Below are 24358 nucleotides of genomic sequence, written 5' to 3'. Positions count from 1 at the left end.
GTGTGTGAATTTGGCCCGGTAGCTGGGCATTTCCGTAGAACATACGCATCCTAAGTGAGGATCACTCGGCGGATGGCGCAGCCTGAGTGCAGGGGCAACTCAGGGGAGGCACCGATGGCGAGATGGACGCGGCTGGCGATCGGCGCCGGCGTGGTGGGTCTGCTGGTCGCCGCGGGGGCGTTGCCGGCTGGGTTGTTGGCCGGGTTCGTGGCCACCAAGGTCGCGATCGCGACCACCGATCTTCCGGAAGCGCTGGCCCACCCGACCGTTCCCCAGGCCTCCCGCCTCTACGCCGCCGACGGGAAGACGCTGATCACGACCTTCGCCGATCTCAACCGGAACGACGTCGCGTTGGGCGAGGTCGCGCCGGTGATGCGGCAGGCCATCGTCGCCGCCGAGGACACCCGGTTCTACGAGCACGGGGCCGTCGATCCCCGCAGTGTGGCGCGGGCGCTGATAGCCAACGGGCGCAGCGGTGAGACGCAGCAGGGCGCTTCCACGTTGACCATGCAGTATGTCCGGAATGTGCTTAAGACCGATCCCAAGGCGACCCAGGAGGAGCGCGACGCCGCCACCGAGGAGACGGTCGGGCGCAAGATCCAGGAGATGCGGTACGCCGTCGCGGTCGAGAACGCGTTGAGCAAGGACCAGATCCTCGGCAACTACCTCAACATCGTCTACTTCGGCGCCGGCGCCTACGGGATCGGAGCCGCCGCGCAGACGTACTTCGACACGACACCGGCCAAGCTGACCCTGCCCCAGGCCGCCATGCTCGCGGGCCTCGTCCAGTCCCCCGACGCGTACGACCCGATCCACGGCGACAAGGCCGCCGCACAGAGCCGCCGCGACTACGTGCTGGGCGCGCTGGTCAAGGCCGGCAACATCACCCAGGCCGACGCCGACCAGGCCAAGCAGAAGCCGCTGGGCCTGAAACCGGGCACCGTGCCCAACGGGTGCACGGCCGCCACCCCGGCCGACAGCCGGTTCTTCTGCGACTACTTCGTCTCCTGGTGGCAGCAGCAGTCGGCGTTCGGCGACACACCGCAAAAGCGGCTCGCCGCCCTGCGCGACGGCGGCTACCAGATCACGCTGTCGATGGACAGCAAGGTCCAGCAGACCGCGACCAAGGCCGCCACCGACGTCTACGGGTACGACTCGCCGAAGGCCCTGCCGATCGCCGCCGTGCAGCCCGGCACCGGCCGGGTGCTCGCGCTCGCCGTCAACCGGCACTACAGCGTCGCGAAGGGCGCCGGGAACACCGTCGACCAGCTCGTCGCGGGCGGCTCGTCGGTGACCGGCTACCAGGCCGGGTCGACCTTCAAGCTGTTCACGATGCTGGCCGCGCTGGAGAACGGCTACACGCTGGATTCCGGCTTCGACGCACCGAGCCAGCTCAAGACCGGCTGGCAGGACAGCGGACCGGCGTCCTGCGACGGCTTCTACTGCCCGGCCAACGACAATCCATCGTGGATGGACGGCTACCGCAACATGTGGACCGGCTTCGGCCGCTCGGTCAACACCTACTTCGTGCACCTAGAGGAGCAGGTCGGCGCCGAGAAGGTGGTGGAGCTGGCGCAGCGGCTCGGCATCCAGTTCCGCGCGAAGTCGGACGCCGAGCGGGCCGAGAACGACGCCGGCGACTGGGGCTCGTTCACCCTCGGCGTCGCCGACACCACACCATTGGACCTGGCCAACGCGTACGCGACGATCGCCGCCGACGGCACGTACTGCAAGCCGTTGCCGGTCAAGGGCATCAGCGACGCCGCCGGAAAGCCGGTGCGGGCGGGCCAACCCGAGTGCAAGAAGGTCCTCGAGCCCGACGTCGCCCGCGCCGCGGTGGACGCCGCGCGTTGCCCGGTCGGCCAGGCCGGCGCCTACGGGCAGTGCGACGGAGGCACGGCCACCCAGGTGTCCACAATGCTCGATGGCCGGCCGGTCGCCGGAAAGACCGGCAGCGCCGAGGGCAACGCCACCGAGTCGTTCGTCGGCTTCACCCCGCAGGTCGCGGCCGCCGGCATCGCCGCCAACCCGGCGCACCCGTCCGACGGGGTCGGCGGCGCGGTGCAGGTCGATGTCATCAAGGCCGTCACCAACGTGCTCGATCGGGCCGTCACGGGCCAGCCGGAACGCGGATTCACCCCGCCGAGCCAGGCCCTGGCCTTCGAAAATGGCTCGAACCCGGCGGTACCCTGGCGCTATGACGGATACGGCGAAAGGTCGCGCCGGGATCCCTGAGAAGCCGTCCCTGGATGGCATCGAGGAGTCCTGGTCGCACCGGTGGCAGGAGGCGGGAACGTACGCGTTCGACCGGTCGAAGGCCCGGTCTGACGTATACGCCATCGACACGCCGCCGCCGACCGTATCCGGCGAGCTGCACATGGGCCACGTCTTCTCCTACACCCACACCGACACCGTGGCCCGGTTCCAGCGCATGCGCGGCAAGATGGTGTTCTACCCGATGGGCTGGGACGACAACGGCCTGCCCACCGAGCGCCGCGTGCAGAACGTCTACGGCGTGCGCGGAGACGCGTCCCTGCCGTACGACCCGGCCTGGACGCCGCCCGCGGCACCGGTCGACGACGCCGCGCGGAAGAACCCCACGGCCATCTCCCGGCGCAACTTCATCGAGCTGTGCGAGCGGCTGACGGCCGAGGACGAGCGGGCGTTCGAGGCGCTCTGGCGCCGGCTCGGGCTCTCGGTCGACTGGTCGCTGACCTACACGACGATCGGCCGGCACGCGCGCACCACCTCGCAGCGGGCGTTCCTGCGCAACCTGACCCGGGGCGAGGCCTACACGGCCGAGGCGCCGACGCTGTGGGACGTCGGTTTCGGCACGGCGGTCGCCCAGGCCGAGCTGGAAGACCGGGAACGGCCGGGTGCCTACCACCGGCTGCGCTTCCACGGGCCCGGCGACGAGCCCGTCTACATCGAGACGACCCGGCCCGAGTTGCTGCCGGCGTGCGTGGCGCTCGTGGCCCACCCCGACGACGAGCGCTACGCGCACCTGTTCGGCGGCACCGTGCGTACCCCCGTCTTCGGTGTCGAGGTGCCGGTGCACGCGCACCCGCAGGCGGAGAAGGACAAGGGCAGTGGCATCGCGATGGTCTGCACGTTCGGCGATCTCGCCGACGTGACCTGGTGGCGCGAGCTGCGGCTGGACACCCGCGTGGTGATCGGTCGCGACGGGCGGCTGTTGCCCGAGCCGCCGCACGGCGTCGATCCGGAGAAATACGCGCCCCTGGCCGGCCGCACCGTCAACCAGGCGCGGCGGGAGATCGTGGGGCTGCTCTCGGAGTCGCTCGACCTGATCGGCGAGCCACGCCCGGTCACCCATCCGGTGAAGTTCTACGAGCGCGGCGACTCACCGCTGGAGATCGTCTCCACCCGCCAGTGGTACCTGCGCAACGGCGGCCGCGACGCCGACCTGCGGGCCACGCTGCTCGACCGGGGCCGCGAGCTGCACTGGGTGCCGACCCACATGCGGCACCGCTACGAGCACTGGGTGGGCGGGCTCACCGGCGACTGGCTGGTCAGCCGGCAACGGTTCTTCGGCGTGCCGGTGCCTGTCTGGTATCCGCTGGACGCCGACGGCCGGCCCGACTACGACCGTCCGCTGGTGCCCACCGAGGACCGGCTCCCGGTCGACCCGACGTCGGACATGCCGGCGGGCTACACGGAGGAGCAGCGGGGCGTGCCGGGCGGGTTCGCCGGCGATCCTGACGTGCTCGACACCTGGGCCACCTCCTCACTGAGCCCGCAGATCGTCGGCGGCTGGGAGACCGACCCCGACCTGTTCGCCCGGGTGTTCCCGATGGACCTCCGCCCGCAGGGGCAGGAGATCATCCGCACCTGGCTGTTCGCCTCGGTCGTGCGCGCCCACTTCGAGCACGGCACGCTGCCGTGGCGCGACGCGGTGCTCTCCGGCTGGATCCTCGACCCCGACCGCAAGAAGATGTCGAAGTCCAAGGGCAACGTGGTCACGCCGATGAACCTGTTGGTCGACAACGGTTCCGACGCCGTGCGCTACTGGGCGGCCAGCGGCCGGCCGGGCACCGACCTCGCCTTCGACCCCGCGCAGATCCGGATCGGGCGGCGGCTGGCCACCAAGCTGCTCAACGCGTCGAAGTTCGCGCTCAGCTTCGGCGCGGCAGGCGGCGGCGTGACGGAGCCGCTCGACCGGGCGATGCTCGCGGGCCTGCGCGAGGTGGTCGGCACGGCGACGACGGCATTCGAGGCGTACGACCACACGACCGCGCTGCAGGCCGCCGAGTCGTTCTTCTGGCGGTTCTGCGACGACTACATCGAGCTGGTCAAGGAGCGGGCCTACGGCGACACGGCGGCGTCCGGGTCGGCCCGGGCGGCGCTGGCCACCGCGCTCTCGGTCCAACTGCGGTTGTTCGCGCCGTTCCTGCCGTACGTCACCGAAGAGGTCTGGTCGTGGTGGCGTTATGGCTCGGTGCACAAAGCGCCCTGGCCCACCGTCCACGAGTTGGCCGGCGACGTGACACCCGAGCTGCTCCGGCTGGCCGGCGACGCGCTCTCGCAGGTGCGGCGGGCCAAGTCGGAACGCAAGGTCTCGATGCGCACCCCGGTCCCGCTGGCCGAGGTCCTCGGCCCGGCCGCGATGCTGGAGACGTTGGCCCTGGCCGCCGACGACCTGCGCGCGGCCGGCCACATCGGCAAGCTCGACTTCCTGCCCGACCGCACCACCGAGCTCGTCGTGGCGTCGGCCTTCTAGAACCACCAGCCGCGCAGGAAGCGGATGCCGAGCAGGATCGTGATGATCCCTGGTCCGGCGGCGAGGGCCGCCGCGGAGACGCGGTAGACCATGCGATGCCGGACCAACTCGGCTCCGTTGCCGACGACGACCAGGCCCGCCGCCACCATGTACCAGGCCCACCAGCGCGGTTCGAAGTCGAACAGGTCGAAGCGCAGGGCCTGGAACGCCAGTCCGAGGACGACCGCGACGGTGGCCAGCATCGCGAGCGTGCGGTGGAACGACCGGCCCAGCGGGTCCTGCGGACGCCACCAGTAGCTGCCGGCGATCGCGGCGGCCGGCAGCACGATGAGCAGGGGCCAGAACCGGGGCACGTCACCGAACATCAACATCACGCCGACCGCGAACGCGATCAGGCCCAGGTTCGCGACGGCGTACGCGAGGATGCCGCCGCCACGGCGGAGCGCGACGGTGCCGGCGGCGGCGATCAACGACGTGGGGATCACCACGAACAGTGACCACCAGCGGAAGTCGTGCGCGGCCTGGGCGAGGCCGCTGACCAACGCGCAGGCCAGCAGGGCGATGCCGCCGCCGGCCAGCCACGGTGCGGCGCGCCCGGTTGCCTGGCCCGGCGTGGGGGTCGGGGTCGAGGTCTGCGAGTAGGTCGCGGTCACGTCACCTACTGTGCCCATCGCGACGCCCCGACACCATCCGGCTAGCCCTACCCGAACGGGTCAGGCCGGCGGGTGGATCAGAAGTCGCCGCCGCCGAAATCGCCCCCACCGAAGTCGCCGCCACCGAAGTCCCCGCCGCCGTAGTCGCCGCCGCCGCCGTCTCCGCCGTCGTAGCCGCCGCCGTCTCCACCGTCGCCACCGCCGTCGCCACCGTCGCCACCGTCGCCACCGCCACCGTCCTGGAAGCCCTCCTGGTAGCCGGCGTCGTAGCCGTAGCCCGGGTCCGCGAACGCGGGTGAGAACAGAGCGTCGGCGATCAGCAGGCCGCCGACCACGCCCACCGCGCCGCCGAGCGCCGGACGCCACCACGGCTGGGAGTACCAGCCGGACGGCACGGGCCGGCCCTGGTAGCGCCCGCCCGGGTAGTAGTAGGGCGTGTTGTTGCCCGGCTGCGGACCGGCGGTGAACTGCTGGCCCTGCACGTCGACCGTGCGCTCCTTGGTGAGCGTGCCGGCGCCGCGGGCCGAGGCGAGCTGCGGGAGCTCCGGACCCGGGTCGATGCCCATCGCGGTGCGGGCCGCCCGGATGTAGGTGAGGCCCTCCAGCGAGGTCTCCCGGGCCAGCTCGTACTGGCGGGGAGAACGGGCCTGCTCGAGTTGGCTGCCGGCCGCGTTGTAGCGCTCACCCGCGTCGGACAGCGCCTGACGGACCGCCGGCTCCGAACCGTGCAGGTTCATCACCTGTCCGCCGAGTCGTTCGTACCAGCGCTGAGCCTCGGCGCGCGCGTCGGTCAACTCCCGTTCACGCCGGCCGGCCACGGACCGCTGGTAATAGAACACCAACGCGATGACGATCACCAGCAGCGCGATCAACCACAACCAACCCATGACACGACGGTACGTCGCCTTGTCATGTCGCACCTGTTTGGCAGTCTTACCGGATGGACCTTTCAACGGTGGCCGTGGTGGTCCTCTGCTTGGCGATCGGGTCGGTGGCCGGGTGGTTTGCGGCGGTTTCGCGCTCCGCAGCCCGGGTTGCCCGACTCGAGGCCATGATCGAGTTGAACCAAGAAGGCGAGGGGCGCCTGGAGCAGTCGATGCGGGCGTTGTCCTTCGAGGCGACCGTGCAGTCGCAGGAGGCGGTCGCCCGGGCGGTCGCGCCGCTGCACGAGACCCTGCGCCGCTACGAGATCCGGGTCGCCGAGCTGGAGCGGGAGCGGGTCGACGCCTACGCCGAGCTGCGCGAGCAGGTCCGGGCCATGTCGACCGTCTCCGGCGAGCTGCGCACCGAGACCAAGCAGCTCGTGGCCGCGCTGCGCGCGCCACAGGTGCGGGGCCGCTGGGGCGAGCACCAGCTCCGGCGGATCGTCGAGGCGGCCGGCCTGCTGGAGCATTGCGACTTCTCCGAGCAGGTGACCGCCTCGACCGACCACCAGGGCGTACGACCCGACCTGGTGGTCCGGCTCCACGGTGGGCGCTCGGTGGTGGTCGACGCCAAGGCGCCGTTCGACTCCTACCTGACCGCGATGGAGGCGCGCGACGAGCGCACCCGCGATCAGCACCTCGACGGGCACGCCCGGGCGCTGCGCGGACACGTCGACGCGCTGGCGGCCAAGTCCTACTGGTCGGCGTTCGCCCAGTCCCCCGAGTTCGTGGTGCTCTTCGTGCCGGCCGACCCGTTCCTCGACGTGGCACTCCAGCGCGACCCGACGCTGCTGGAGCACGCGTTCGCCCGCAACGTCGTGCTGGCCACCCCGGCGACGCTGGTCGCGTTGCTGCGCACGATCGCCTACTCGTGGCGGCAGGAGTCGCTGGCCCGCAACGCGGTCGCGGTGCACGAGCTCGCTCGCGAGCTCTACGGCCGGCTGTCGACGGTCGGCGACCACGTGGGCAAGCTGGGCTCGGCGCTCGGCACGGCGGTCACCTCGTACAACCGCGCGGTCGGCTCGTTGGAAGCACGGGTCCTGGTGAGCGCCCGCAAACTGGCCGACCTGGGCGTCTCGGGCGAAGACCTGGTGGCGCCGCCCCAGGTGGAGAGCATGCCGCGCCAGCTACAGGCACCCGAGTTCATCTGAGGGAACCGCGGCTGCGGTGGCGTGCGTCAGATTCCAATGACACACTTCGACGTCATGCGCAGGTTGACCGGTCCGCTGGTGGCAGTGATGGTGGTGGCCCTCGCCGGCTGCTCGGCCAACTCCCGCGAGAGTGATCCGATTCCGGCGCCCTCGATGTCGTCGAACGCCCCCGCTCCGTCGGCGTCTACCGTGCCCGCCGTGCCTCCGGCGCCGTCCGCGACCGTCAACCCGCCCGACCCGGTGCCGCCGGCCACCCCACGGCCGTCGGGGGCCAAGCCGCCGAAGGTGGTCAACGTCAGCGGCACGGTCACCTCGGGCGTCGAGGAGGGTTGCCTGCTGCTGGAGGGCTACCTGTTGGTCAATGCCCCGACCAGCCTGGTCTACGAGGGCGTGCGGGTGCGGGCCACCCTGGAGGTGCGCCCCGACCTGGTCAGCACCTGCCAGCAGGGCACACCGGCGATGATCACGTCGGCGCAGCGGCTTTGACATTGCGAGTGTAATGTAAACTGCGAAGGGTGAGCCTCCTTCGCACCGCCATGACGTACGAGCGCGGCGTCTGGGTCAGCCTTTTCCGCTGGGTCTTCCGCCGTCCCGACCCGGCCGGCCCGGGTGACCGCTTCGGCTACAGCGCCATGACGACGCCCGTACTCCTGGCCTTCATCGGTGTGTCGATCGTGGAGATCCCGATCCTGCACTTCCTGCTGCCCTGGCGCACGGTGCAGATCATCGCGTTCGTGGTGAGCATCTGGGGGCTGCTCTGGATGGTCGGCCTGCTCGGCGCCGTGCGGGTGAACCCGCACCTGGTCCAGCGGGAGGGCATCAGGATCCGCTCGGGGTTCACCGTGGACGCCTTCGTGCCCTGGTCGGCGGTCGCGCAGGTGCGCACCCGCAACCGGCCGCTGGAGAAGAGCAAGGGCGTGCAGTTCGAGGAGACCGCCGATGGCCTGATCGGCAAGGTCGTGGTGCTCGGGCAGACCAACGTCGAGCTCGTGCTCACGGCACCGACCGACGTCGGCCTGCCCCGTGGGCCACTGACCGAGCTGCACTTCTGGGCCGACGAACCCAGGGAACTGGCCGCCGCGAGCCTCGTCCTAGTCGGCTGAGGCGGCGCGGGCCGCGGCGGCGGCCTTCATGTCGCGCTTGAGCTCCTGCGGCAGCGAGAAGGCCAGCCGCTCGTCCACCGTGGTCACCTCGGAGACGTCTTCGAAGCCCCGCTCGACCAGGTGGTCGAGGAGCTGGTCGACCAGGTCCTCCGGCACGCTCGCGCCGGAGGTCACGCCGACCGTGGCGGCACCGGCCAGCCAGGCGTCGTCGATCTCGCTGGCGTAGTCGACCAGGTAGGAGGCCCGGGCGCCGGCGTCGAGAGCGACCTCGACCAGGCGGACCGAGTTGGACGAGTTGCGCGAGCCGACGACGATCAACACGTCGCAGTCGGGCGCGATCTGCTTGACCACCTGCTGCCGGTTTTGCGTGGCGTAGCAGATGTCATCGCTCGGCGGCGACTGGAGCAGCGGCAGGCGCACCTTGAGCCGCTCGACCGTCTCCAGCGTCTCGTCGACCGACAGCGTGGTCTGCGACAGCCAGACCACCTTGGCGGGGTCGCGCACCGTCACCTTGTCGACGCCGTCCGGGCCGTCGACGAGCTGGACGTGCGCGGGCGCCTCGCCGGCGGTGCCGATCACCTCTTCGTGACCTTCATGGCCGATGAGCAGGATGTCGTAGTCGTCGGCCGCGAACCGCTTGGCCTCCTGGTGGACCTTGGTCACCAGCGGGCAGGTCGCGTCGATCGCGCGGAGCTGGCGGGCCTTGGCCTGCTCGTGCACCTCGGGCGCGACGCCGTGTGCCGAGAAGACCACCGTGGCGCCCTCGGGCACCTCCGCGTTCTCCTCGACGAAGATCGCCCCGCGGCGTTCGAGCGTGGCCACCACGTGCTTGTTGTGCACGATCTGTTTGCGGACGTAGATGGGCGCGCCGTAGAGGTTGAGGGCCTCTTCCACCGTCTGCACGGCACGGTCGACCCCGGCGCAGTAGCCGCGCGGGTTGGCCAGGAGCACACGCTTACGGACGGGTTCCTCAATCACCCGCCAATGGTACGTGGCGGGACCGCCCTCGGCAGAATGTCGTGCGCCGGGAGTGCGCACCGACACCGGCCGGCGGGTCGCCCACCGTAGGGTGGTGCCGTGACCACCCCCGAGCCGAACGGCGTCCCCAAGAGCACCGCGGAGGAGCCGTGGCCGGTGCGGGTGGTGAGTCAGAAGATCAGTAGCTGGATCGCCAAGCTGGGCTGGGTGTGGGTCGACGGCCAGGTCGCGCAGATCAGCCGCCGGCCCGGCGCGAGCACGGTCTTCCTCACCCTGCGTGACCCGTCCGCTGACCTGAGTCTCACCGTCACGACCAACCGCGACGTGCTCGACCTGGGTGCGCCCAACCTCGAAGAGGGCGCCCGGGTCACCCTGCACGCCAAGCCCGACTTCTTCCCGGCTCGGGGCACGCTCAGCCTGCGCGCCGACGAGATCCGCCAGGTCGGCCTCGGCGAGTTGCTGGCCCGCCTCGAACGGCTGAAGAAGATGCTGGCCGCCGAAGGGCTCTTCGACCAGCGGCGCAAGCGGCGGCTGCCGTTCCTACCGAGCCGGATCGGGCTGCTCACCGGGCGCGCCTCGGCGGCCGAGCGCGACGTGCTGACCAACGCCCGGCGGCGGTGGCCGTCGGTGGACTTCCGGACGATCAACGTCGCCGTGCAGGGGCCGACCGCGGTGCCACAGATCATCGACGCACTCAAAGTGCTCGACGCCGACGAGTCGATCGACGTGATCGTGATCGCGCGCGGCGGCGGCGGCGTGGAAGACCTGCTGCCGTTCTCGGACGAGGCGCTCTGCCGCGCGGTGTTCGCCTGCCGCACCCCGGTCGTCAGCGCGATCGGCCACGAGACCGACGCGCCGCTGCTCGACTACGTCGCCGACGTGCGCGCCTCGACCCCGACCGACGCCGCCAAGCGGATCGTGCCCGACCTGGGTGAGGAGATCCGGGTGATCGGGCAGGCCCGGCAGCGCCTCGACCGCGCGGTGCGCGGCCTGCTCGACCGCGAGCAGCACCGCCTCGACGCGGTCCGGTCGCGCCCGGTGCTGGCCCGGCCCCACGTGATGGTCGAGCAGCGGTCGGTTGACGTGACCGGGCTGCGTGAGCGCGCCTCCCGGTCGCTGGACCACCGGATCAGCGCGGCGGGCGCCGACCTGCGGCATACCGTGGCCCGGCTGCGTGCGCTGTCGCCGGCCGCCACCCTCGACCGCGGCTACGCCATCGTCCAGAGCCGGGCGGGCCACGTCGTACGCGCGGCGACCGAGGTGACCAAGGGCGACGTGCTGCGGGTCCGACTGGCCCGAGGTGAGCTGTCGACGACCGTCGACGAGGCAAGCGAGGAGAACCGGTGACCGACGAGAAGTTGAGCTACGAGCAGGCCCGCGCCGAGTTGGCGTCAGTGGTCGAGAAGCTCGAGGCGGGCGGCATCTCGCTGGAGGAGTCGCTGGCGCTCTGGGAGCGCGGCGAGCGGCTGGCCGACATCTGCCAGCACTGGCTCGACGGCGCCCGCGAGCGCCTCGACGCCGCCCGTCAGCAGGCCGGCGCCGAGGCGTAACGGGCGGTCGCCGAGACGACCGCCCGTTAGTGGGTGCCTGCGGTGCTACGCGACCTGGTCCGCCGGCGGCGCCTTTGGCTGCGGGACGTCGCCGTATTCGAAGAACTTGACGGTCCCCTTCTGCGCCTTGACCGAGCCGGTGGCGGGGATCTCGACGACGATGGAGCTGAAGCGACCCTCGCTGTCGAGCGTGAAGGTGATCGGGAGCGCCTTGGCCTTCGCGCCGAGCGCCTTGAGCGTCGCCTCGTCTTCGGTGAGGTCAAGGTCGCTGTTGACCGTGATGTCGACAGTGCCGGTGAAGGTGCCGGGCGCCGTCTCCTTGAGGTCGGCCAGGCCCTTTGTCATGCCACTGCCCATGGTCTGCGCGCCGGCCCCGGCGAACGGCATGTCCTCCTCGTCGGCGGTGGACTTGTTCCACTTGCCGAGACCCTCGGCAAGCCCCTGCATCGCGGGGTCGTCGCCCGGGTCGATGCCGAGGTCCATCTTCGTCCAGACGTCCTGGGCGATCGCGACCACTTCGATCTTGATCTCCTGGCCTTCGGACACGCCGGTCATGGCCATCTGCATGCTCTGCGAAGGCTGGTGCCGGACGCCCTCGGCCTTCATGCCGACCGTCTCGAAGCTGAACTTGAAGCTGCTCTCGTCGACCTTCTTGCCGGCGGCCGCGATCTGCGCGGCGGGGTCGGCGGGAGCGGTGGTGGTGGCGGCGGCCGGCGAACCGGTGCCGGAGTCGGAGGCTTGACCGCAACCGGCCAGGGCGAACAGGACGGCCGCGGCGGCGACCGCCAGCTTGGGCGTACGCAAGGGACTACTCCAAATAGATGATTGGAAATGAAGAGGCCGTAGCGTACCCAGATGTGCGTTGGCTGGCCGTTGGGCCTAGATCATTTGAGCGAGCCGGCCAGCGTACGCAGATCGGCGTCGCCGGCCTCGCCCATCAAGATCACGGTGCTGTCCGGGTCGAGCTTGACCAGCGCACGCTCGCCGGGCCGGGTCGAGTAGGTCTGCCACGAGGCGCCGGCGATCTCGACGGTGCCCTCCGGCCGCGCCTTCGCGGTGAGCTCGGCCGGGATGACCTTGGTCGGCTCCGCGTCGGTCTGCACGACCTGGACGCCCTTGCCATCGGGGCTGACCAGCCCGAGGCGCAGCGCCTTGCCGCCGTCGATCTGCTGCCACCGGGCGGTGACCGTGGTCCACTCGCCGGACAGCCCGGTCGGCACGAGCACTGGGAACGCGTTGGCGTGCCGGGCGTCGTCGAGCGCCATGGCCGGGTCGACCGCGATGGGATCGTTGCCGTCGAAGAACACCCGGTAGACCCCGAAGGCCAGGAGAATCGGAACGAGCAGCACCAGCATGGAGATCACCATGTCGCGGGGCCGGCGCTCACTGCGCTGTGCCGATGCGACGATCTCTTTGGTGCTGGCCTCCTGCTCCACGGGGCAATTGTGCCGAGCATCGGCCGCCGCGGCCACACCGGGTCGATACCGTGACCCGAACGGACGTTCAGCGGGTGTTCATGCCAGGATCTCAGGTAACGACCGATCCTCACACTGCAGCGTCGCGACGCGAGGAGGCCGCCCGATGAGCGCCAAGATTCCGCAAGATCTCGACCGCAACCTGGCCCTCGACCTGGTCCGGGTCACCGAGGCGGCAGCCATGGCCGCCGGCCGATGGGTGGGCCGGGGCGACAAGGAGGGCGGCGACGGCGCCGCCGTCGATGCGATGCGCAAGCTGATCAACTCGATCCAGATGCGCGGTGTCGTCGTGATCGGCGAGGGGGAGAAGGACAACGCCCCGATGCTGTTCAACGGCGAGGAGGTCGGCGACGGCACCGGCCCGGAGGTCGACGTGGCGGTCGACCCGATCGACGGCACCACGCTGATGAGCAAGGGCATGCCGAACGCGCTGGCCGTACTCGCGGTCGCGGAGCGGGGTGCGATGTTCGACCCGAGCGCGGTCTTCTACATGGAGAAGCTCGCCGTCGGCCCGGACTGCGCCGACGTGATCGACATCAACGCCGGCGTGACGGAGAACCTGCGCCGGATCGCCAAGGTCAAGAAGTCGAGCGTCTCCGACGTCACGGTCTGCATCCTCGACCGCCCCCGGCACGAGGGCTTGATCGAAGAGGTGCGGCAGGCAGGCGCCATGATCAGGTTCATCTCGGACGGCGACATCGCGGGCGCGATCTACGCGGCCCGCGACACGTCCGAGGTCGACGTGCTGATGGGCATCGGGGGTACGCCGGAGGGCATCACCGCGGCCTGCGCCCTCAAGTGCATGGGCGGAGCGATGCAGGCCAAGCTCTGGCCGCGCGACGAGGCCGAGCGGGAGAAGGCCCTGGCCGGGGGCCACGACCTGGACCGCGTGCTGCATACGGACGACCTGGTCTCGGGCGACAACGCCTTCTTCGTAGCCACCGGCGTCACCAGCGGCGACCTACTACGAGGCGTGCACTACCGAGCCGGCGGCGCGTACACCCAGTCGATCGTGATGCGCTCGAAGAGCGGCACGATCCGAATCATCGACTCTTACCACCAACTGGAAAAGCTGGCGCTGTATTCGTCGGTCGACTTCGACGGCCGCCCGCTGGCCGAACAGAGCTAGCCGACCTGTCCTTATCGTCGCGACGGACCCGGGGTGTTGCCGGGACCGCCTACATGCTCGAGCGCGTGGATACATGCGTGAGCATGTAGGCGCCGACGACGGGCGCCGACATGTCCGCCGGAGTTCGGCGGTGGATGCGCTGGCACTGCGGGCGGCGCGGCGACGCGGTTAGCGAGCGCTCACCACCCACGCGGTTAGCGAGCGCTCACCACCCACGCGGTTAGCGAGCGCTCACCACCCACGCGGTTAGCGAGCGCTCACCACCCACGCGGTTAGTGAGCGCTCACCACCCAAGAGGTAAGTGAGCGCTCACCACCCAAGACGTCAGAAAGCCGCAGCGGGCCTGGCAGCGGAGCGAAGCGGAGCGGTCTCTGGCGGGAGCAACGGTCGTGCCCACCGCGGACCCGAGCAATCCGCCTCTTGAATCTGGGCAGGCGTCAGCCGTTGTCGCTCGAGTGGCCTGGGAAGAGGTGGGCGTCCGGGTCGATGGCTACCGCGGCGTTGTTGACCGCGGTCGCGGCCTCTCCGAAGCCCGTGGCGATGAGCCGCACCTTGCCCGGGTATTCAGTGATGTCGCCGGCCGCGAACACTCTCGGCAGGTTGGTGGCCATCGTGCTGTCGACCTTGACGTGGCGCTTGTCCAGGTCGAGGCCCCACTCGGCCAGCGGGCCCAGGTCGGCGGTGAAGCCCAGCGCCGCGACCACCGTGTCGACCGGAATGGTCTCGGTCTCGGCGCCTTTGACGGCGATGTCGGCGTGCGTGATCGCCTCCTCGCCATGGATCTTGGCGATTTCGGCGTTGACCACGATGCGGACGCTCAGGTCCTGCACGCGGGCCACGGTGGCGGCGTGGGCCCGGAAACGGTCGCGGCGGTGCACCAGGGTGACCGACTTGGCCAGGGGCTCCAGGGCCAGCGCCCAGTCGAAGGCCGAGTCGCCGCCGCCGACGATCAGTACGTCGCGGCCTGCTAGATCGGCGAGGTGTGGCACGAAGAAGACGATGCCCGTGCCGGTGAAAGCCTCGGCCGCCGGCAGTGGGCGGGGTTTGAAGCTGCCCATGCCGCCCGTGATGATCACGGCGCCGCAGCGCACCTGTTCGCCGCTGGAGAGGGTCAGCACCGGGTGGTCATCGGCGTAGGTCAGGGCGTCGGCTCGGGTTCCCAACAGATATGAAGGGTGGAACGGCGCGGCCTGCTCGACCAGGTTGGCGACCAACTCGCGGCCCTTGATGCTCGGGAAGCCGCCGATGTCGTAGATCTGCTTTTCCGGGTACATCGCGGTGACCTGGCCGCCGGGCTCCGGCAGGTTGTCGATCAGCGCGACCGAGAGCCCACGGAAGCCCGCGTAGTAGGCCGCGAACAGTCCGGATGGTCCCGCCCCGATGATGGCGACGTCGATTTCCCGCATGGCTCACCAATGCCCTTCAGGCGACCTGGCCCGGTCGACATCGACGTTAGGCACAGCGATGCCACCCCGGCAAGCATCGCCACGGGTCAGTCACCTACGGAACACGATCGCGGCTACCGCTCCGCCCAGGAAACCGAAGAGATGGCCCTGCCACGACACGTGCGGGTCGGAGGGCAGGATGCCGAAGAGTTGCCACCAGTACAACAACCCGACCAGCACCACCACGCCCAGGTTCCACCACGTGCGTTCCACGATCCCCCGGGTCAACAGGAGCCCGAAATAGCCGAAGATCACCCCACTGGCACCGACCACCACCGTGCCGGGTGTGCCGACGATCCACACTCCCAGGCCGCCGACGAGCATGATCAGCGCCGTCGACCAGATGAATCGGCGGGAGCCCGCCGCCAGCACGAACGTGCCGAGCAGGATCAGCGGGACGCTGTTGCCGTAGAGGTGGTCGAAGCCGTCGTGCAGCAGCGGGGAGAAGATGATCCCGTCGAGGCCGTACGCGCTGCGCGGGATGATCCCGCCGCGCGGGTCGAGCCCCAGGCCCAGCCAGTAGTCGAGGGCCTCGATCGCGAACAGCACCGGGACCACCGCGCACATCGCCACGAAGGCCCGCCCGACGGCGGCGTAGAACGGCTCGGTGCCGAAGCGCAACCGTCCCGGTTCGGTCGTCCAGTCCTGTGACACGCACTAGGGGTACCAGGCGAGGACCGTTCACGCCAGACGTGACCGGAGCACCGCGAGGCCGACCGCGATCTCGGGCCCGAAGGCCGACACCTGGCTGTAGACGCCCGGGAAGTCCTTCCGCGCACACCCGTAGCCCCAGCTCACGATGCCGATCTGGAGCCAGGATCCGTTGACGTCGAGGCGCACCAGCGGGCCGCCCGAGTCGCCCTGGCAGGAGTCCTTGCCGCCCTTGCCGGCGCAGATCATGTCGGAGCCGACGATCGCCATATCGATCTTGCCGTACTTGCGGTCGCACGACGAGTCGGAGACGAAGTCGACCTCGGCGGAGCGCAGCCGGGTCTGTTGGGTGAGCGAGCCTTCCTTCGTCGTGCCCCAACCCATCACCGTGAACAAACCCTTGTCGTACGTTCCGTCCGCGGCCAAGGTCAGCGTCGGCAGGTCGAAGGCCCGCTCGAGCTGGATCAGCGCCCAGTCGTCGCCCGCGGCCGCGTCGGAGTAGCCGGGTGACCGGTAGACGTAGGCGGAGCGGACGGTGCGGGCCCGGCTCGACTGGAGGTCGACCGAACCACCGGTGACCCGGATCGAGGTGTCCGCGCCGCTGCCTTTGACGCAGTGGCCCGCGGTGAGCACGACCTGGGGCGCGATCAGCGAGCCGCCGCAGCCGACCGAGAGGCGCACGACCCACGGGAACGAGCCCTCGTCGACCCGGCTGCCGCCGACGATCCGCTCCTGGCCGGCGCCGTCGTCCGCCTGGGCCGGCCCGGTCAGCAGACCCAGGACCGCCGCCAGTGCCGTCACTAGTATCGCGCCTTGAAAGCGCCGCCCCCGCATGGATCAGACACTAGAGCCCACAAAAGCGGCAGAGGGTACGAACGCGAGTGTTCGTACCCTCTGCCTCATGTTTGTGGTTCAGTACCAGCCCTCGTCCTCCGAGTGCGCCCACGCACCGCAGGGGTCGTCGTAGCGGCCCTCGATGTAGCCGAGGCCCCACTTGATCTGGGTGGCCGCGCCGGTCTCCCAGTCGTCGCCGACGGTCGCCATCTTGTTGCCGGGCTTGGCCTGGGGGATGCCGTGCGCTCCGGAGCTCGAGTTGTGCGCCTTCGGGTTCCAGCCGCTTTCGCGCGTCCAGAGCTTGTCGAGGCACGGCATCTGGTCGATCTTGAAGCCCTCTTCGAGCAGCAGCGCGCAGCCGATCTTGCGGTTGCCGCTGTACTCGTTGCACGACGCCGGGATCGGACCGTCGTACGGCTTGGCCTTCACCGGCTCCTCGGCCGCTTCGCGCTTCTTGCGGCTGGCCTCCTCGGCCCGCTTGGCCCGCTCGGCAGCCGCCTTGGCCGCGACCTGGGCGCGCTGCGCGGCGACCTTCTCGGCGTCCCGGCGCTGGGCCATCATCGACTCGTGCTCGAGATGGTGCTCCTTGAGCAGCGCGTTTTCCGCCTGCTGGGCCTCCGCGGCGAACCGCGTATCGATCCCCTGCTCTTGGACCCTTCGGTCGTGGCCCAGGTAGTAGCCGCCGCCCACCCCGATAACGAGGATGCCGACCGCCAACGCCCGAACCCCGAACCGGCTCCACAGCCGAGTCACGAAGTCGTTCCCTTCGTCGGGGACAAGGACAGCCCCGGCGTCCAGGGCCTCGTTCGCTCGCCAGACACCATTGCGCACAGTGAGCCGGGAGGGAAATAGGGAGACCATTGTGTGATCTGGGTCACGGGTTAAAGGCGGGTAAGTCCGACGAAGCGGCACGCCAGAAAAAAGGTTTCCGTAACCTGTCGATCCGCGGCCCCCTCGGACGACGCATGGGCAGACAGAGTCAGAACCTCAGGAGGAGCGAGCGATGAAGGTCAGCACTGGCGCCAGCATGTCGATCGACGGCTTCGTCTCGGGCCCCGGCGAGACCGGGTTCGAGCATCTGTTCGCCTGGTACGACAACGGAGACGTCACGGTGCCCACCGGCAACCCCGAGATGACCTGGCACATGACGCGGGCCAGCGCCGACCGCAACGAGCGCTGGCTGGACGAGCTCGGTGCCCTGGTCGTCGGCCGCAAGCTGTTCGACTTCACGAACGGGTGGGGCGGAATGCACCCGATGGAGGTACCGACCGTGGTGCTCACCCACAACCCGCCCACGGGGTACGAGGACAACAAGTGGTTCGCGTTCGAGACCGGCGGCATCGAGGCCGCGATCGCGCGGGCGGGCGAGCTCGCCGGCGGCAAGGGCGTCGGGCTCAACTCCGGGAGGATCGCGAGTCAGGCCCTCGACGCGGGACTGGTCGACGAGGTCTGGATCGACCTCGTGCCGGTGCTGCTCGGCGGCGGCACACCGTTCTTCGACCAACTGGGCACCAGGCCGGTCCTGCTGGACGGTCCGTTGGAGACGATCCAGGGCAACCGCGTGACGCATCTGCGGTACGCCGTGCGGAAGTGAGTGAGGAAGGGGGCCTCGGTTCGCGGGGCCCCCTTCCTCGCTGCTCAGTTGGGGATGTCTTCCAGCAGGTCGGTGACCACCTCGGCGATGGCGGAGCGCTCCGAGCGGGTCAGCGTCACGTGCGCGAACAGCGGATGCCCCTTGAGTGCCTCGATGACCGCCGTGACGCCGTCGTGCCGGCCCACCCGCAGGTTGTCGCGCTGGGCGACGTCGTGGGTGAGCACGACCCGCGAGCCCTGGCCGATCCGGGACAGCACGGTGAGCAGCACCCCGCGTTCCAGCGACTGTGCCTCGTCGACGATGACGAACGCGTCGTGCAGGCTCCGGCCGCGGATGTGGGTCAGGGGCAGCACCTCGAGCAGGCCGCGGCCGAGCACCTCTTCCCGGACGTTCTCGTGCACCACCGCGCCGAGCGTGTCGAAGACCGCCTGGGCCCACGGCGACATCTTCTCGGTCTCGCTGCCCGGCAGGTAGCCGAGCTCCTGGCCACCGACCGCGTAGAGCGGGCGGAACACGATCACCTTCTTGTGCCGGCGGCGCTCCATGACCGCCTCCAGCCCCGCGCACAGCGCCAACGCCGACTTGCCGGTGCCCGCCCGGCCGCCCAGCGAGACGATCCCGATCGACTCGTCGAGCAGCAGGTCGAGTGCGATCCGCTGCTCGGCCGACCGGCCACGCAGGCCGAACGCCTCACGGTCGCCCCGGACCAGCCGGACCACCTTGTCCGGCAGCACCCGGGCCAGCGCCGAGCCGCGCGACGAGTGCAGCACCAGGCCGGTGTGACAGGGCAGCTCGGCCGCCGCGTCCAGGGCCAGGTCGGCACCGCCGTACAACTCGTTGACCTCGTCGTCGCCCACCTCGATCTCGGCCATGCCGGTCCAGGTCGGGTCGCTGGCCTGGCCGTGCCGATATTCGTCGGCGGCGAGCCCGACCGCGGCGGCCTTGACCCGCAGCGGCATGTCCTTGCTGACCAGCGTGACCTGACGACCTTCGCCGGCGAGGTTGAGGGCTACCGACAGGATCCGCGCGTCGTTGGACTCGTTGCGGAAACCGGGCGGCAGCACACCGTCATCGGAGTGGTTGAGCTCGACGCGCAGCGTGCCGCCGAGGTCGTTGATGGGCACCGGCTGGTCCAGCCGACCGTGCTTGATCCGCAGCTCGTCGAGCATGCGCAGCGACTGCCGCGCGAACCAGCCGAGCTCGGGATGGTGACGCTTGCCCTCCAGTTCCGTGATCACCACCAGCGGGAGCACGACCTCGTGCTCGGCGAAGCGGCGAAATGCGGCAGGGTCGGACAGCAGGACCGAGGTGTCCAGGACGTAGACCGGCCTAGGTGGCCCGTCCTCCTTCGCGGCGGCCTTGCGCCCGCGCGGGGCGCGACCGGTCGCGGTGGTGTCCTGGGTGGCCCGGGAAGTGGTGCGCGCAGTTGTCACAGGCCTGCTCCGGCGAGCGTGCACCCGGACCGCCCGCGTGTTTCCGCCTCGTCCGGTGCCCGGGAGCACGGGGTCGGATGCGGGCCCCGTGGCGATGTCGTCGCAGGTCCAGGCCGGCCGGCTGGCGTGGGATGACCCCTCGCCATGGCTAGACGCTAACTGGCATCTGCCATCCGGGGGAAGTACACGCCGAAGTAAGTCCGACTCGTTTACCGCGATTTCTTCTTACAGAGGTTGGGGTTGGCCGGCCCGGCTGGCGCTAGCCGGGCCGGCCACCGGCGGCGACGCGCGCCCCTCACGCGTCGCTGCCGTCGGGATCGGAGCCACCGGACTGGCCCGATCCCTGGTGCGCGCGACCGCCCTGCCACCGGGCGGTCAGCGCTCGCGGGTGACCACTCACCCCACGGGCTGGCTCGCGATCTCGCGAACCTCCGCGGCGTGCCGTCCGCCGTCGGTTGTGGTCCCCACGAAGGAGGCGCTCAGATAGGTGGTTCCCGAACCGATCAAGGTGGTCGGGACGTCCGGTGCGGACCGTTGCCGCGGTTCCGCCCGGGCCGTTTCCGCCACCGCCCGCGCCCCCTGGCGCCGGCGAAGCCCTACGCCCCGGTCGCCATCGAAAAAGCCTTGTCTGTATCCGGTCCGGTAACTGACCCGCCCGTGCAGCCGTCCAGCCGCATAGCTGGACGAGCCGAGCATCATGACGAGAAAGATCGCGAAATACACGGTCATCGGTACGCGCTGCCTCTCACCGCTCGTCCGGATAGCGCGGTGCGCGGTCGATCCGCGGATGGCCGGCGAGCAGGTGGTCGATGTCGTCCACACCTACCTCCTCGACCAGCTCCACGGCGACCCGGCACTGGTCGATGACCACCTCGGCGACCGAGGTCCGGCGCAGCTCGGCGCCGGTGTCGTAGACCTTGATCCGCAGGTCGGGGCAGCCGAGGTGCAGGCGCCACGCGTCCCACTCGGTCATGTCAGCGACTTGCAGCGATACGTATCTGGCACCGCGGGCGAGGTAGAGCCGCCACGGTGCGGTGATGCCGGCCGCGACTCCTGCCGCGATCAGCCCGAACGCCTGCTCCCGGGTGGCCAGCTCGCTCATCGCCCGGAACCCCCTGATGTCACGTAACCGTGACGCGTTTCGCCACTGTTCGTCTCGTTCACGTGACACACCGTAAGGCGTATCACGTGCGTGACAGCATCGGCTTTTCGGGCGATTAGCGCGGAACCTGCGTCGGCCTAGTCTGACCTCGTGACGCTGCCCGAACAGCCCGCTCGATCGTTTACCGGCGATCACCCGGACCCGTCACGCACGCGATACACACAGCGCACATCAGCCGGGAAGATCGAGAACTGGCCGTACCGTCAGCCGGTGCCGGACACCTCTCTCGGGCGCAAGATCGCGTTCGCCGCATTCGTTCGCAAGGCGCTCGAGGACGCGCGGACGACCCGCGCCTGGAGCGGTTCAGAGGTGTCCCGTCGCACGGGCGTGTCCCGACAGACGATCAACCGTTGGGTACGCGCCGACTGGGCCAGCGACCCCGAGGCCGAACGGGTGGTCGCGTTCTGCGCGGGCCTGGGCCTCAATCCGTCCACCGCGTTCGGCGTGCTCGGCTGGGACGCGGCCACCTCCGGACGGCCCGCGCCGACAGCTCCGCCGATGGACCCCGACGTCGAGGCGCTGCTGCGCCGGCTCGTGGACCCCAATGTGTCCGATGCGGAGAAATTCCACATTCGAGAGACGATCCGCTATCTCGCGTACCGCCCGTTGTTGCCGTCCGACCGGCCGACCAGGCGTCGCAGAGCCGTTTAAACATCTAAGTAGCGGTCTCGTTACGCAAATGGCGAAAGAAGCTGTAACTCGTGTGGCGAATGGCACGATCTTTGCCCACGCAGCGCAGTAGCGTGCGCGTTTGTACTGCTTGGGCTCGGGTCGGGTGGGGAGCACCGGAGGTCAGCCAAAGCCCTGCGGGACAACAAAGGAGGGGTCTGCGATGGCCCTGAAATGGGGGGCGGTCGTCGTCTCGGCCGTCTCGGTCACGCTGTTCACGACTGCCAACATCATCGTCGGGGTGCTAGACACGAGCGAAGTTCCAACGGCGTTCAACATGGCGACCGTCGCGGTGGCGTCGGTGGGCACCGTCGTCGCGGTGCTCGCCGAGATGTACGCCCGGGTCAACGGAAGGATCGCCGCGCTCGCCGAGTTCGTGGCCATGCGGCTGAACGAGGTCGACGCGCACACCGGCGACCGCAACGCCGGATTCGTCGAGGGTTATCTGCTCAGCCACGGCGAGGAAGCGGGCGCCATCGTCCCGTTCACACAGCGGACAGGGCGGCAGCAAGATCGCTAATTGGCGAGCGGGGGCTTGTCAACCGGGTGATCCGTCGGGTCCGGCGGCGGCTCACACCCGGTAGGCTTTGCCCTGTGCGGGGGTCAGATCACGGCCACGGGCGCGACGACCGCCCGCTGAACGCGGAGAGCGCATGGCGCTTGACCGCGGATCGGGCCAACGAGTGCGTGCTGTTCTTCGACTTCGACGGCACCTTGGCGCCGGTGGCGGACGATCCGACCGCGGTGCGCCCGGTGCCCCGGGCCCTGTCGGCGATCGACGCGCTGGCCCGGGTCGTCCGACGGGTGGCGATCGTCTCGGCCCGCCCGGTCGACTTCCTCCGGGACCGCCTTGGCGCCGCCGACGTCGACCTCTACGGCCTCTACGGCCTCGAACACAGCCACGGCTCCGGCCCGACGGTCACCGAACCCGCGGCGCTGCCCTGGGTGCCGGCGATGGCCGACCTGGCCGACCGCGCCCGGGCGGAGCTACCGGCGGAGATCCTCGTCGAATACAAGCGCCTGTCGGTGGCCCTGCACTACCGCACGGCGCCGGAGCTGGCCGGCGAGGTCGAGCGCTGGGGCAACGCCGAGGCCGAACGGCTGGGCCTGCGGACCCAGACCGGCCGCATGGTGCTCGAGCTCAAGCCGCCGGTCGACCGCGACAAGGGCCTGGTGATCGGCGAGGCGGTCGCCTCGGCCGGCTGCGCCTGGTACTTCGGTGACGACGTCTCCGACCTGAAAGCCTTCGCGGCACTGCGCGACCGCCAGGAACGCGACCCGTCCTTCTTCGGAGTCTGCGTCGCGGTAGCCAACCCGGAAACCGGCCAGGCCGTAGCCGGCGCCGCCGACCTGACCTTCGACTCCCCCGAAGCGTTGGGCGACTTCCTGGACGACGCCGCGGCCTCGGTGCGCTGACCTCCGATCGGCCAGGCGGTGGCCCGGTTGGCTGAACGCCGCCGACCGGCCCAGCCGGACGGTCAGACTCCCCAGCGGGCGCAGGCCGTGTTGAGCAGGCTCGTGTAGGCGCGTAGGTCCGGTTGGCCCGGTCGCCAGCGGGCGACCTCGTCGGCCACCTTCGTCAGGTCGCCCTTGAGCTTCGGGTCGGTCGCCTCTTTGGCGCGCTCACGGATGAAGCCTGACCATTTCTTGCCGATCATCTCCTTGTCCGTCTGCACCGCGTTGTCATAGGACCGCGAGTAGTCGGTGGTCGCGGTCCGGACCCGGCCACAGACGTTTCGGTCCGCCGGCGGGGTCATCTCGGTGCCAGGAACGCTCGTCGCGCTGGGCGCGACCGAGGCGCTCGGCGGCGCGGCCTGCGGCGACGCCGCCGTCATGCCAGGCGAGGCCGGCGGGGCTGCCGCCTGGCGGTCCACCGTCGACGTGCAGCCGAGGGCCAGCGCCCCGGCGGCGATCACGAGCCCGACCTGGAAGACGCGATGCAGCCTCATGGCACGAAGTGTGCCGTGCGGCATCGATGGCCGCTACCCGCCCAGGTGCTCAGGCGAGTGGCGGCGGAACAGGCCTTCGGGGGCATGGCCGCCGCGAGCGGCAGGAGGCGTAACGCCGGACCTGGGCCGATCGGACGGGCGGCTAGGCGCCGTAGCGGCGTTGGCGGCTCGCGTAGGAGCGCAGGGCCCGCAGGAAGTCGACCCGTCGGAAGTCGGGCCAGTTGGCGTCACAGAAATAGAACTCGGAGTGCGCCGACTGCCAGAGCAGGAAGCCCGACAGCCGCTGCTCGCCGCTGGTGCGGATGACCAGGTCGGGATCGGGCTGGCCGCGGGTGTATAGGTGCTCGGCGATGTGGTCGACGTCGAGCACCTCGGCCAGCTCCTCCAGGGTGCCGCCGCGCGACGCGTGCTCCTGGAGCAGCGAGCGGACCGCGTCGGCGATCTCCCGCCGGCCGCCGTAGCCGACCGCGATGTTGACCTCGGCCCCGCCCACCCGGTCGCGGGTGCGCTCCTGGGCCGCCTTGAGCGCGGCCGCTGTCTGGGCCGGCAGCAGGTCGAGCGCGCCGACGATGCGCAGCCGCCACGGGTTGGCGTCCTCGGCGAGCTCGACCACGAGGTCTTCGATGATCTGGAGCAGTGGGTCGAGCTGGGCCGCCGGCCGACGCAGGTTGTCGGTGGCCAGCAGGTAGAGCGTCACGTGCTCGACGCCCGCCTCGTCACACCAGCCGAGCAGATGCTTGATCTTCGCCGCGCCGACCCGATGGCCGTCGTTGGGATCGACGTATCCCATCTCCTTGGCCCACCGGCGATTGCCGTCGCACATCACACCGACGTGGCGAGGCACGGGTTTGCCCGTCAGCCGAGCACTCAGCCGCCGTTCGTAGATCGAATAGACGAGATCACGCAGATTCATCACTTGCA

Annotated in this window: 26 protein-coding genes; 12 read left to right on the top strand and 14 right to left on the bottom strand. The window is 70.1% G+C overall.

Going from position 1 to position 24358, the window contains the following annotated elements:
- Positions 1-72 precede the first annotated feature (72 nt).
- Both BLV39_RS15890 and valS read left to right on the top strand, forming a co-directional pair.
- Positions 73-2235: a transglycosylase domain-containing protein gene (locus BLV39_RS15890; RefSeq protein ID WP_090792383.1), complete on the top strand. Its 2163-nt coding sequence runs from the start codon at positions 73-75 to the stop codon at positions 2233-2235.
- A complete protein-coding gene (gene valS, locus BLV39_RS15885; RefSeq protein WP_090792380.1) occupies positions 2198-4738 on the top strand; it encodes a valine--tRNA ligase in 2541 nt (846 codons plus the stop codon). The genes BLV39_RS15890 and valS overlap by 38 nt, the downstream gene beginning before the upstream one ends.
- Here the strand turns inward: valS and BLV39_RS15880 are convergent.
- Together BLV39_RS15880 and BLV39_RS15875 are read right to left on the bottom strand one after the other, a co-directional pair.
- Positions 4735-5391 (bottom strand): hypothetical protein, encoded by a 657-nt coding sequence (locus tag BLV39_RS15880; protein ID WP_090792378.1) that lies wholly within the window; start codon positions 5389-5391, stop codon positions 4735-4737. The two genes, valS and BLV39_RS15880, sit on opposite strands and share 4 nt — an antisense overlap.
- Positions 5392-5468: 77 nt before the next feature.
- On the bottom strand, positions 5469-6278 hold the full coding sequence (locus tag BLV39_RS15875) for a hypothetical protein (RefSeq protein ID WP_090792375.1): 810 nt from the start codon (positions 6276-6278) through the stop codon (positions 5469-5471).
- A gap of 53 nt (positions 6279-6331) precedes the next feature.
- Between BLV39_RS15875 and BLV39_RS15870 the strand changes: the two genes are divergently transcribed.
- Genes BLV39_RS15870 through BLV39_RS15860 form a run of 3 tightly spaced genes read left to right on the top strand, consistent with a single transcriptional unit; the run spans position 6332 to position 8568 of the window.
- A complete protein-coding gene (locus tag BLV39_RS15870) occupies positions 6332-7465 on the top strand; it encodes a DNA recombination protein RmuC (protein WP_090792373.1) in 1134 nt (377 codons plus the stop codon).
- 54 nt (positions 7466-7519) lie between these two features.
- Positions 7520-7951: a hypothetical protein gene (locus BLV39_RS43005; RefSeq protein WP_176984935.1), complete on the top strand. Its 432-nt coding sequence runs from the start codon at positions 7520-7522 to the stop codon at positions 7949-7951.
- Between the two features lie 29 nt (positions 7952-7980).
- A complete protein-coding gene (locus BLV39_RS15860) occupies positions 7981-8568 on the top strand; it encodes a hypothetical protein (RefSeq protein WP_090792367.1) in 588 nt (195 codons plus the stop codon).
- On the opposite strand, the gene BLV39_RS15855 is transcribed toward BLV39_RS15860, so the two are convergent.
- Positions 8557-9543, bottom strand: a complete 987-nt coding sequence (locus BLV39_RS15855; protein WP_176985033.1) for a 4-hydroxy-3-methylbut-2-enyl diphosphate reductase — start codon at positions 9541-9543, stop codon at positions 8557-8559. The two genes, BLV39_RS15860 and BLV39_RS15855, sit on opposite strands and share 12 nt — an antisense overlap.
- A 102-nt stretch (positions 9544-9645) precedes the next feature.
- Between BLV39_RS15855 and xseA the strand changes: the two genes are divergently transcribed.
- Positions 9646-10893 (top strand): exodeoxyribonuclease VII large subunit, encoded by a 1248-nt coding sequence (xseA, locus tag BLV39_RS15850; protein ID WP_090792365.1) that lies wholly within the window; start codon positions 9646-9648, stop codon positions 10891-10893.
- Positions 10890-11096 carry an exodeoxyribonuclease VII small subunit gene (locus BLV39_RS15845; protein ID WP_089247144.1) on the top strand — a complete coding sequence of 69 codons (207 nt, stop codon included), beginning with the start codon at positions 10890-10892 and terminating at the stop codon, positions 11094-11096. The genes xseA and BLV39_RS15845 overlap by 4 nt, the downstream gene beginning before the upstream one ends.
- Positions 11097-11141: 45 nt before the next feature.
- Here BLV39_RS15845 and BLV39_RS15840 read toward each other — a convergent pair whose 3' ends face one another.
- Together BLV39_RS15840 and BLV39_RS15835 are read right to left on the bottom strand one after the other, a co-directional pair.
- A complete protein-coding gene (locus BLV39_RS15840; RefSeq protein ID WP_090792362.1) occupies positions 11142-11900 on the bottom strand; it encodes a hypothetical protein in 759 nt (252 codons plus the stop codon).
- Between the two features lie 80 nt (positions 11901-11980).
- The gene (locus BLV39_RS15835; protein ID WP_090792360.1) at positions 11981-12532 is read right to left on the bottom strand and encodes a DUF4245 domain-containing protein; all 552 of its coding nucleotides are present in this window, start codon (positions 12530-12532) and stop codon (positions 11981-11983) included.
- 145 nt (positions 12533-12677) lie between these two features.
- Here BLV39_RS15835 and glpX point away from each other — a divergent pair, with 145 nt between their 5' ends.
- A complete protein-coding gene (gene glpX / locus BLV39_RS15830) occupies positions 12678-13700 on the top strand; it encodes a class II fructose-bisphosphatase (protein WP_090792357.1) in 1023 nt (340 codons plus the stop codon).
- Positions 13701-14137: 437 nt separating this feature from the next.
- On the opposite strand, the gene BLV39_RS15825 is transcribed toward glpX, so the two are convergent.
- From BLV39_RS15825 to BLV39_RS15810, 4 genes are all read right to left on the bottom strand, one after another.
- Entirely contained in the window at positions 14138-15106 is a 969-nt protein-coding gene (locus tag BLV39_RS15825) for an NAD(P)/FAD-dependent oxidoreductase (RefSeq protein ID WP_090792354.1), read from the bottom strand.
- Between the two features lie 90 nt (positions 15107-15196).
- On the bottom strand, positions 15197-15799 hold the full coding sequence (locus tag BLV39_RS15820; RefSeq protein WP_239083620.1) for a rhomboid family intramembrane serine protease: 603 nt from the start codon (positions 15797-15799) through the stop codon (positions 15197-15199).
- A gap of 27 nt (positions 15800-15826) precedes the next feature.
- The gene (locus tag BLV39_RS15815) at positions 15827-16597 is read right to left on the bottom strand and encodes a S1 family peptidase (RefSeq protein WP_239083621.1); all 771 of its coding nucleotides are present in this window, start codon (positions 16595-16597) and stop codon (positions 15827-15829) included.
- Positions 16598-16708: 111 nt separating this feature from the next.
- On the bottom strand, positions 16709-17383 hold the full coding sequence (locus tag BLV39_RS15810) for an aggregation-promoting factor C-terminal-like domain-containing protein (protein WP_090797362.1): 675 nt from the start codon (positions 17381-17383) through the stop codon (positions 16709-16711).
- A 250-nt stretch (positions 17384-17633) separates the two neighbouring features.
- Here BLV39_RS15810 and BLV39_RS15805 point away from each other — a divergent pair, with 250 nt between their 5' ends.
- On the top strand, positions 17634-18224 hold the full coding sequence (locus BLV39_RS15805) for a dihydrofolate reductase family protein (RefSeq protein ID WP_090792348.1): 591 nt from the start codon (positions 17634-17636) through the stop codon (positions 18222-18224).
- 44 nt (positions 18225-18268) lie between these two features.
- Here the strand turns inward: BLV39_RS15805 and phoH2 are convergent, their stop codons facing one another.
- The 3 genes from phoH2 to BLV39_RS15790 form a co-directional block, all read right to left on the bottom strand.
- Positions 18269-19657: an RNA 5'-3' helicase PhoH2 gene (gene phoH2 / locus BLV39_RS15800; protein ID WP_176984934.1), complete on the bottom strand. Its 1389-nt coding sequence runs from the start codon at positions 19655-19657 to the stop codon at positions 18269-18271.
- A 396-nt stretch (positions 19658-20053) separates the two neighbouring features.
- Positions 20054-20386, bottom strand: a complete 333-nt coding sequence (locus BLV39_RS15795; RefSeq protein ID WP_090792340.1) for a hypothetical protein — start codon at positions 20384-20386, stop codon at positions 20054-20056.
- 16 nt (positions 20387-20402) lie between these two features.
- Complete coding sequence (locus BLV39_RS15790) at positions 20403-20759, bottom strand: hypothetical protein (RefSeq protein ID WP_090792336.1); 357 nt, start codon at positions 20757-20759, stop codon at positions 20403-20405.
- Between the two features lie 270 nt (positions 20760-21029).
- On the opposite strand from BLV39_RS15790, the gene BLV39_RS15785 reads away from it, so the two are divergent.
- The 3 genes from BLV39_RS15785 (at position 21030) to otsB (ending at position 22904) form a co-directional block, all read left to right on the top strand.
- Positions 21030-21470, top strand: coding sequence for an XRE family transcriptional regulator (locus tag BLV39_RS15785; protein WP_090792333.1), 441 nt, complete (start codon positions 21030-21032; stop codon positions 21468-21470).
- Positions 21471-21651: 181 nt separating this feature from the next.
- Positions 21652-22008 (top strand): hypothetical protein, encoded by a 357-nt coding sequence (locus tag BLV39_RS15780; RefSeq protein ID WP_090792330.1) that lies wholly within the window; start codon positions 21652-21654, stop codon positions 22006-22008.
- Between the two features lie 74 nt (positions 22009-22082).
- Complete coding sequence (gene otsB, locus BLV39_RS15775) at positions 22083-22904, top strand: trehalose-phosphatase (RefSeq protein ID WP_090792326.1); 822 nt, start codon at positions 22083-22085, stop codon at positions 22902-22904.
- A gap of 62 nt (positions 22905-22966) precedes the next feature.
- Here the strand turns inward: otsB and BLV39_RS15770 are convergent, their stop codons facing one another.
- Positions 22967-23437: an RAD23 family protein gene (locus tag BLV39_RS15770; RefSeq protein ID WP_090792323.1), complete on the bottom strand. Its 471-nt coding sequence runs from the start codon at positions 23435-23437 to the stop codon at positions 22967-22969.
- A gap of 142 nt (positions 23438-23579) precedes the next feature.
- A complete protein-coding gene (locus BLV39_RS15765) occupies positions 23580-24350 on the bottom strand; it encodes an isoprenyl transferase (RefSeq protein ID WP_090792320.1) in 771 nt (256 codons plus the stop codon).
- Positions 24351-24358: the final 8 nt, after the last annotated feature.

It is taken from the genome of Asanoa ishikariensis (assembly GCF_900107455.1).
Classification (GTDB): Bacteria; Actinomycetota; Actinomycetes; order Mycobacteriales; family Micromonosporaceae; genus Asanoa; species Asanoa ishikariensis.
This window is presented reverse-complemented; position numbering and strand designations above follow the sequence as displayed.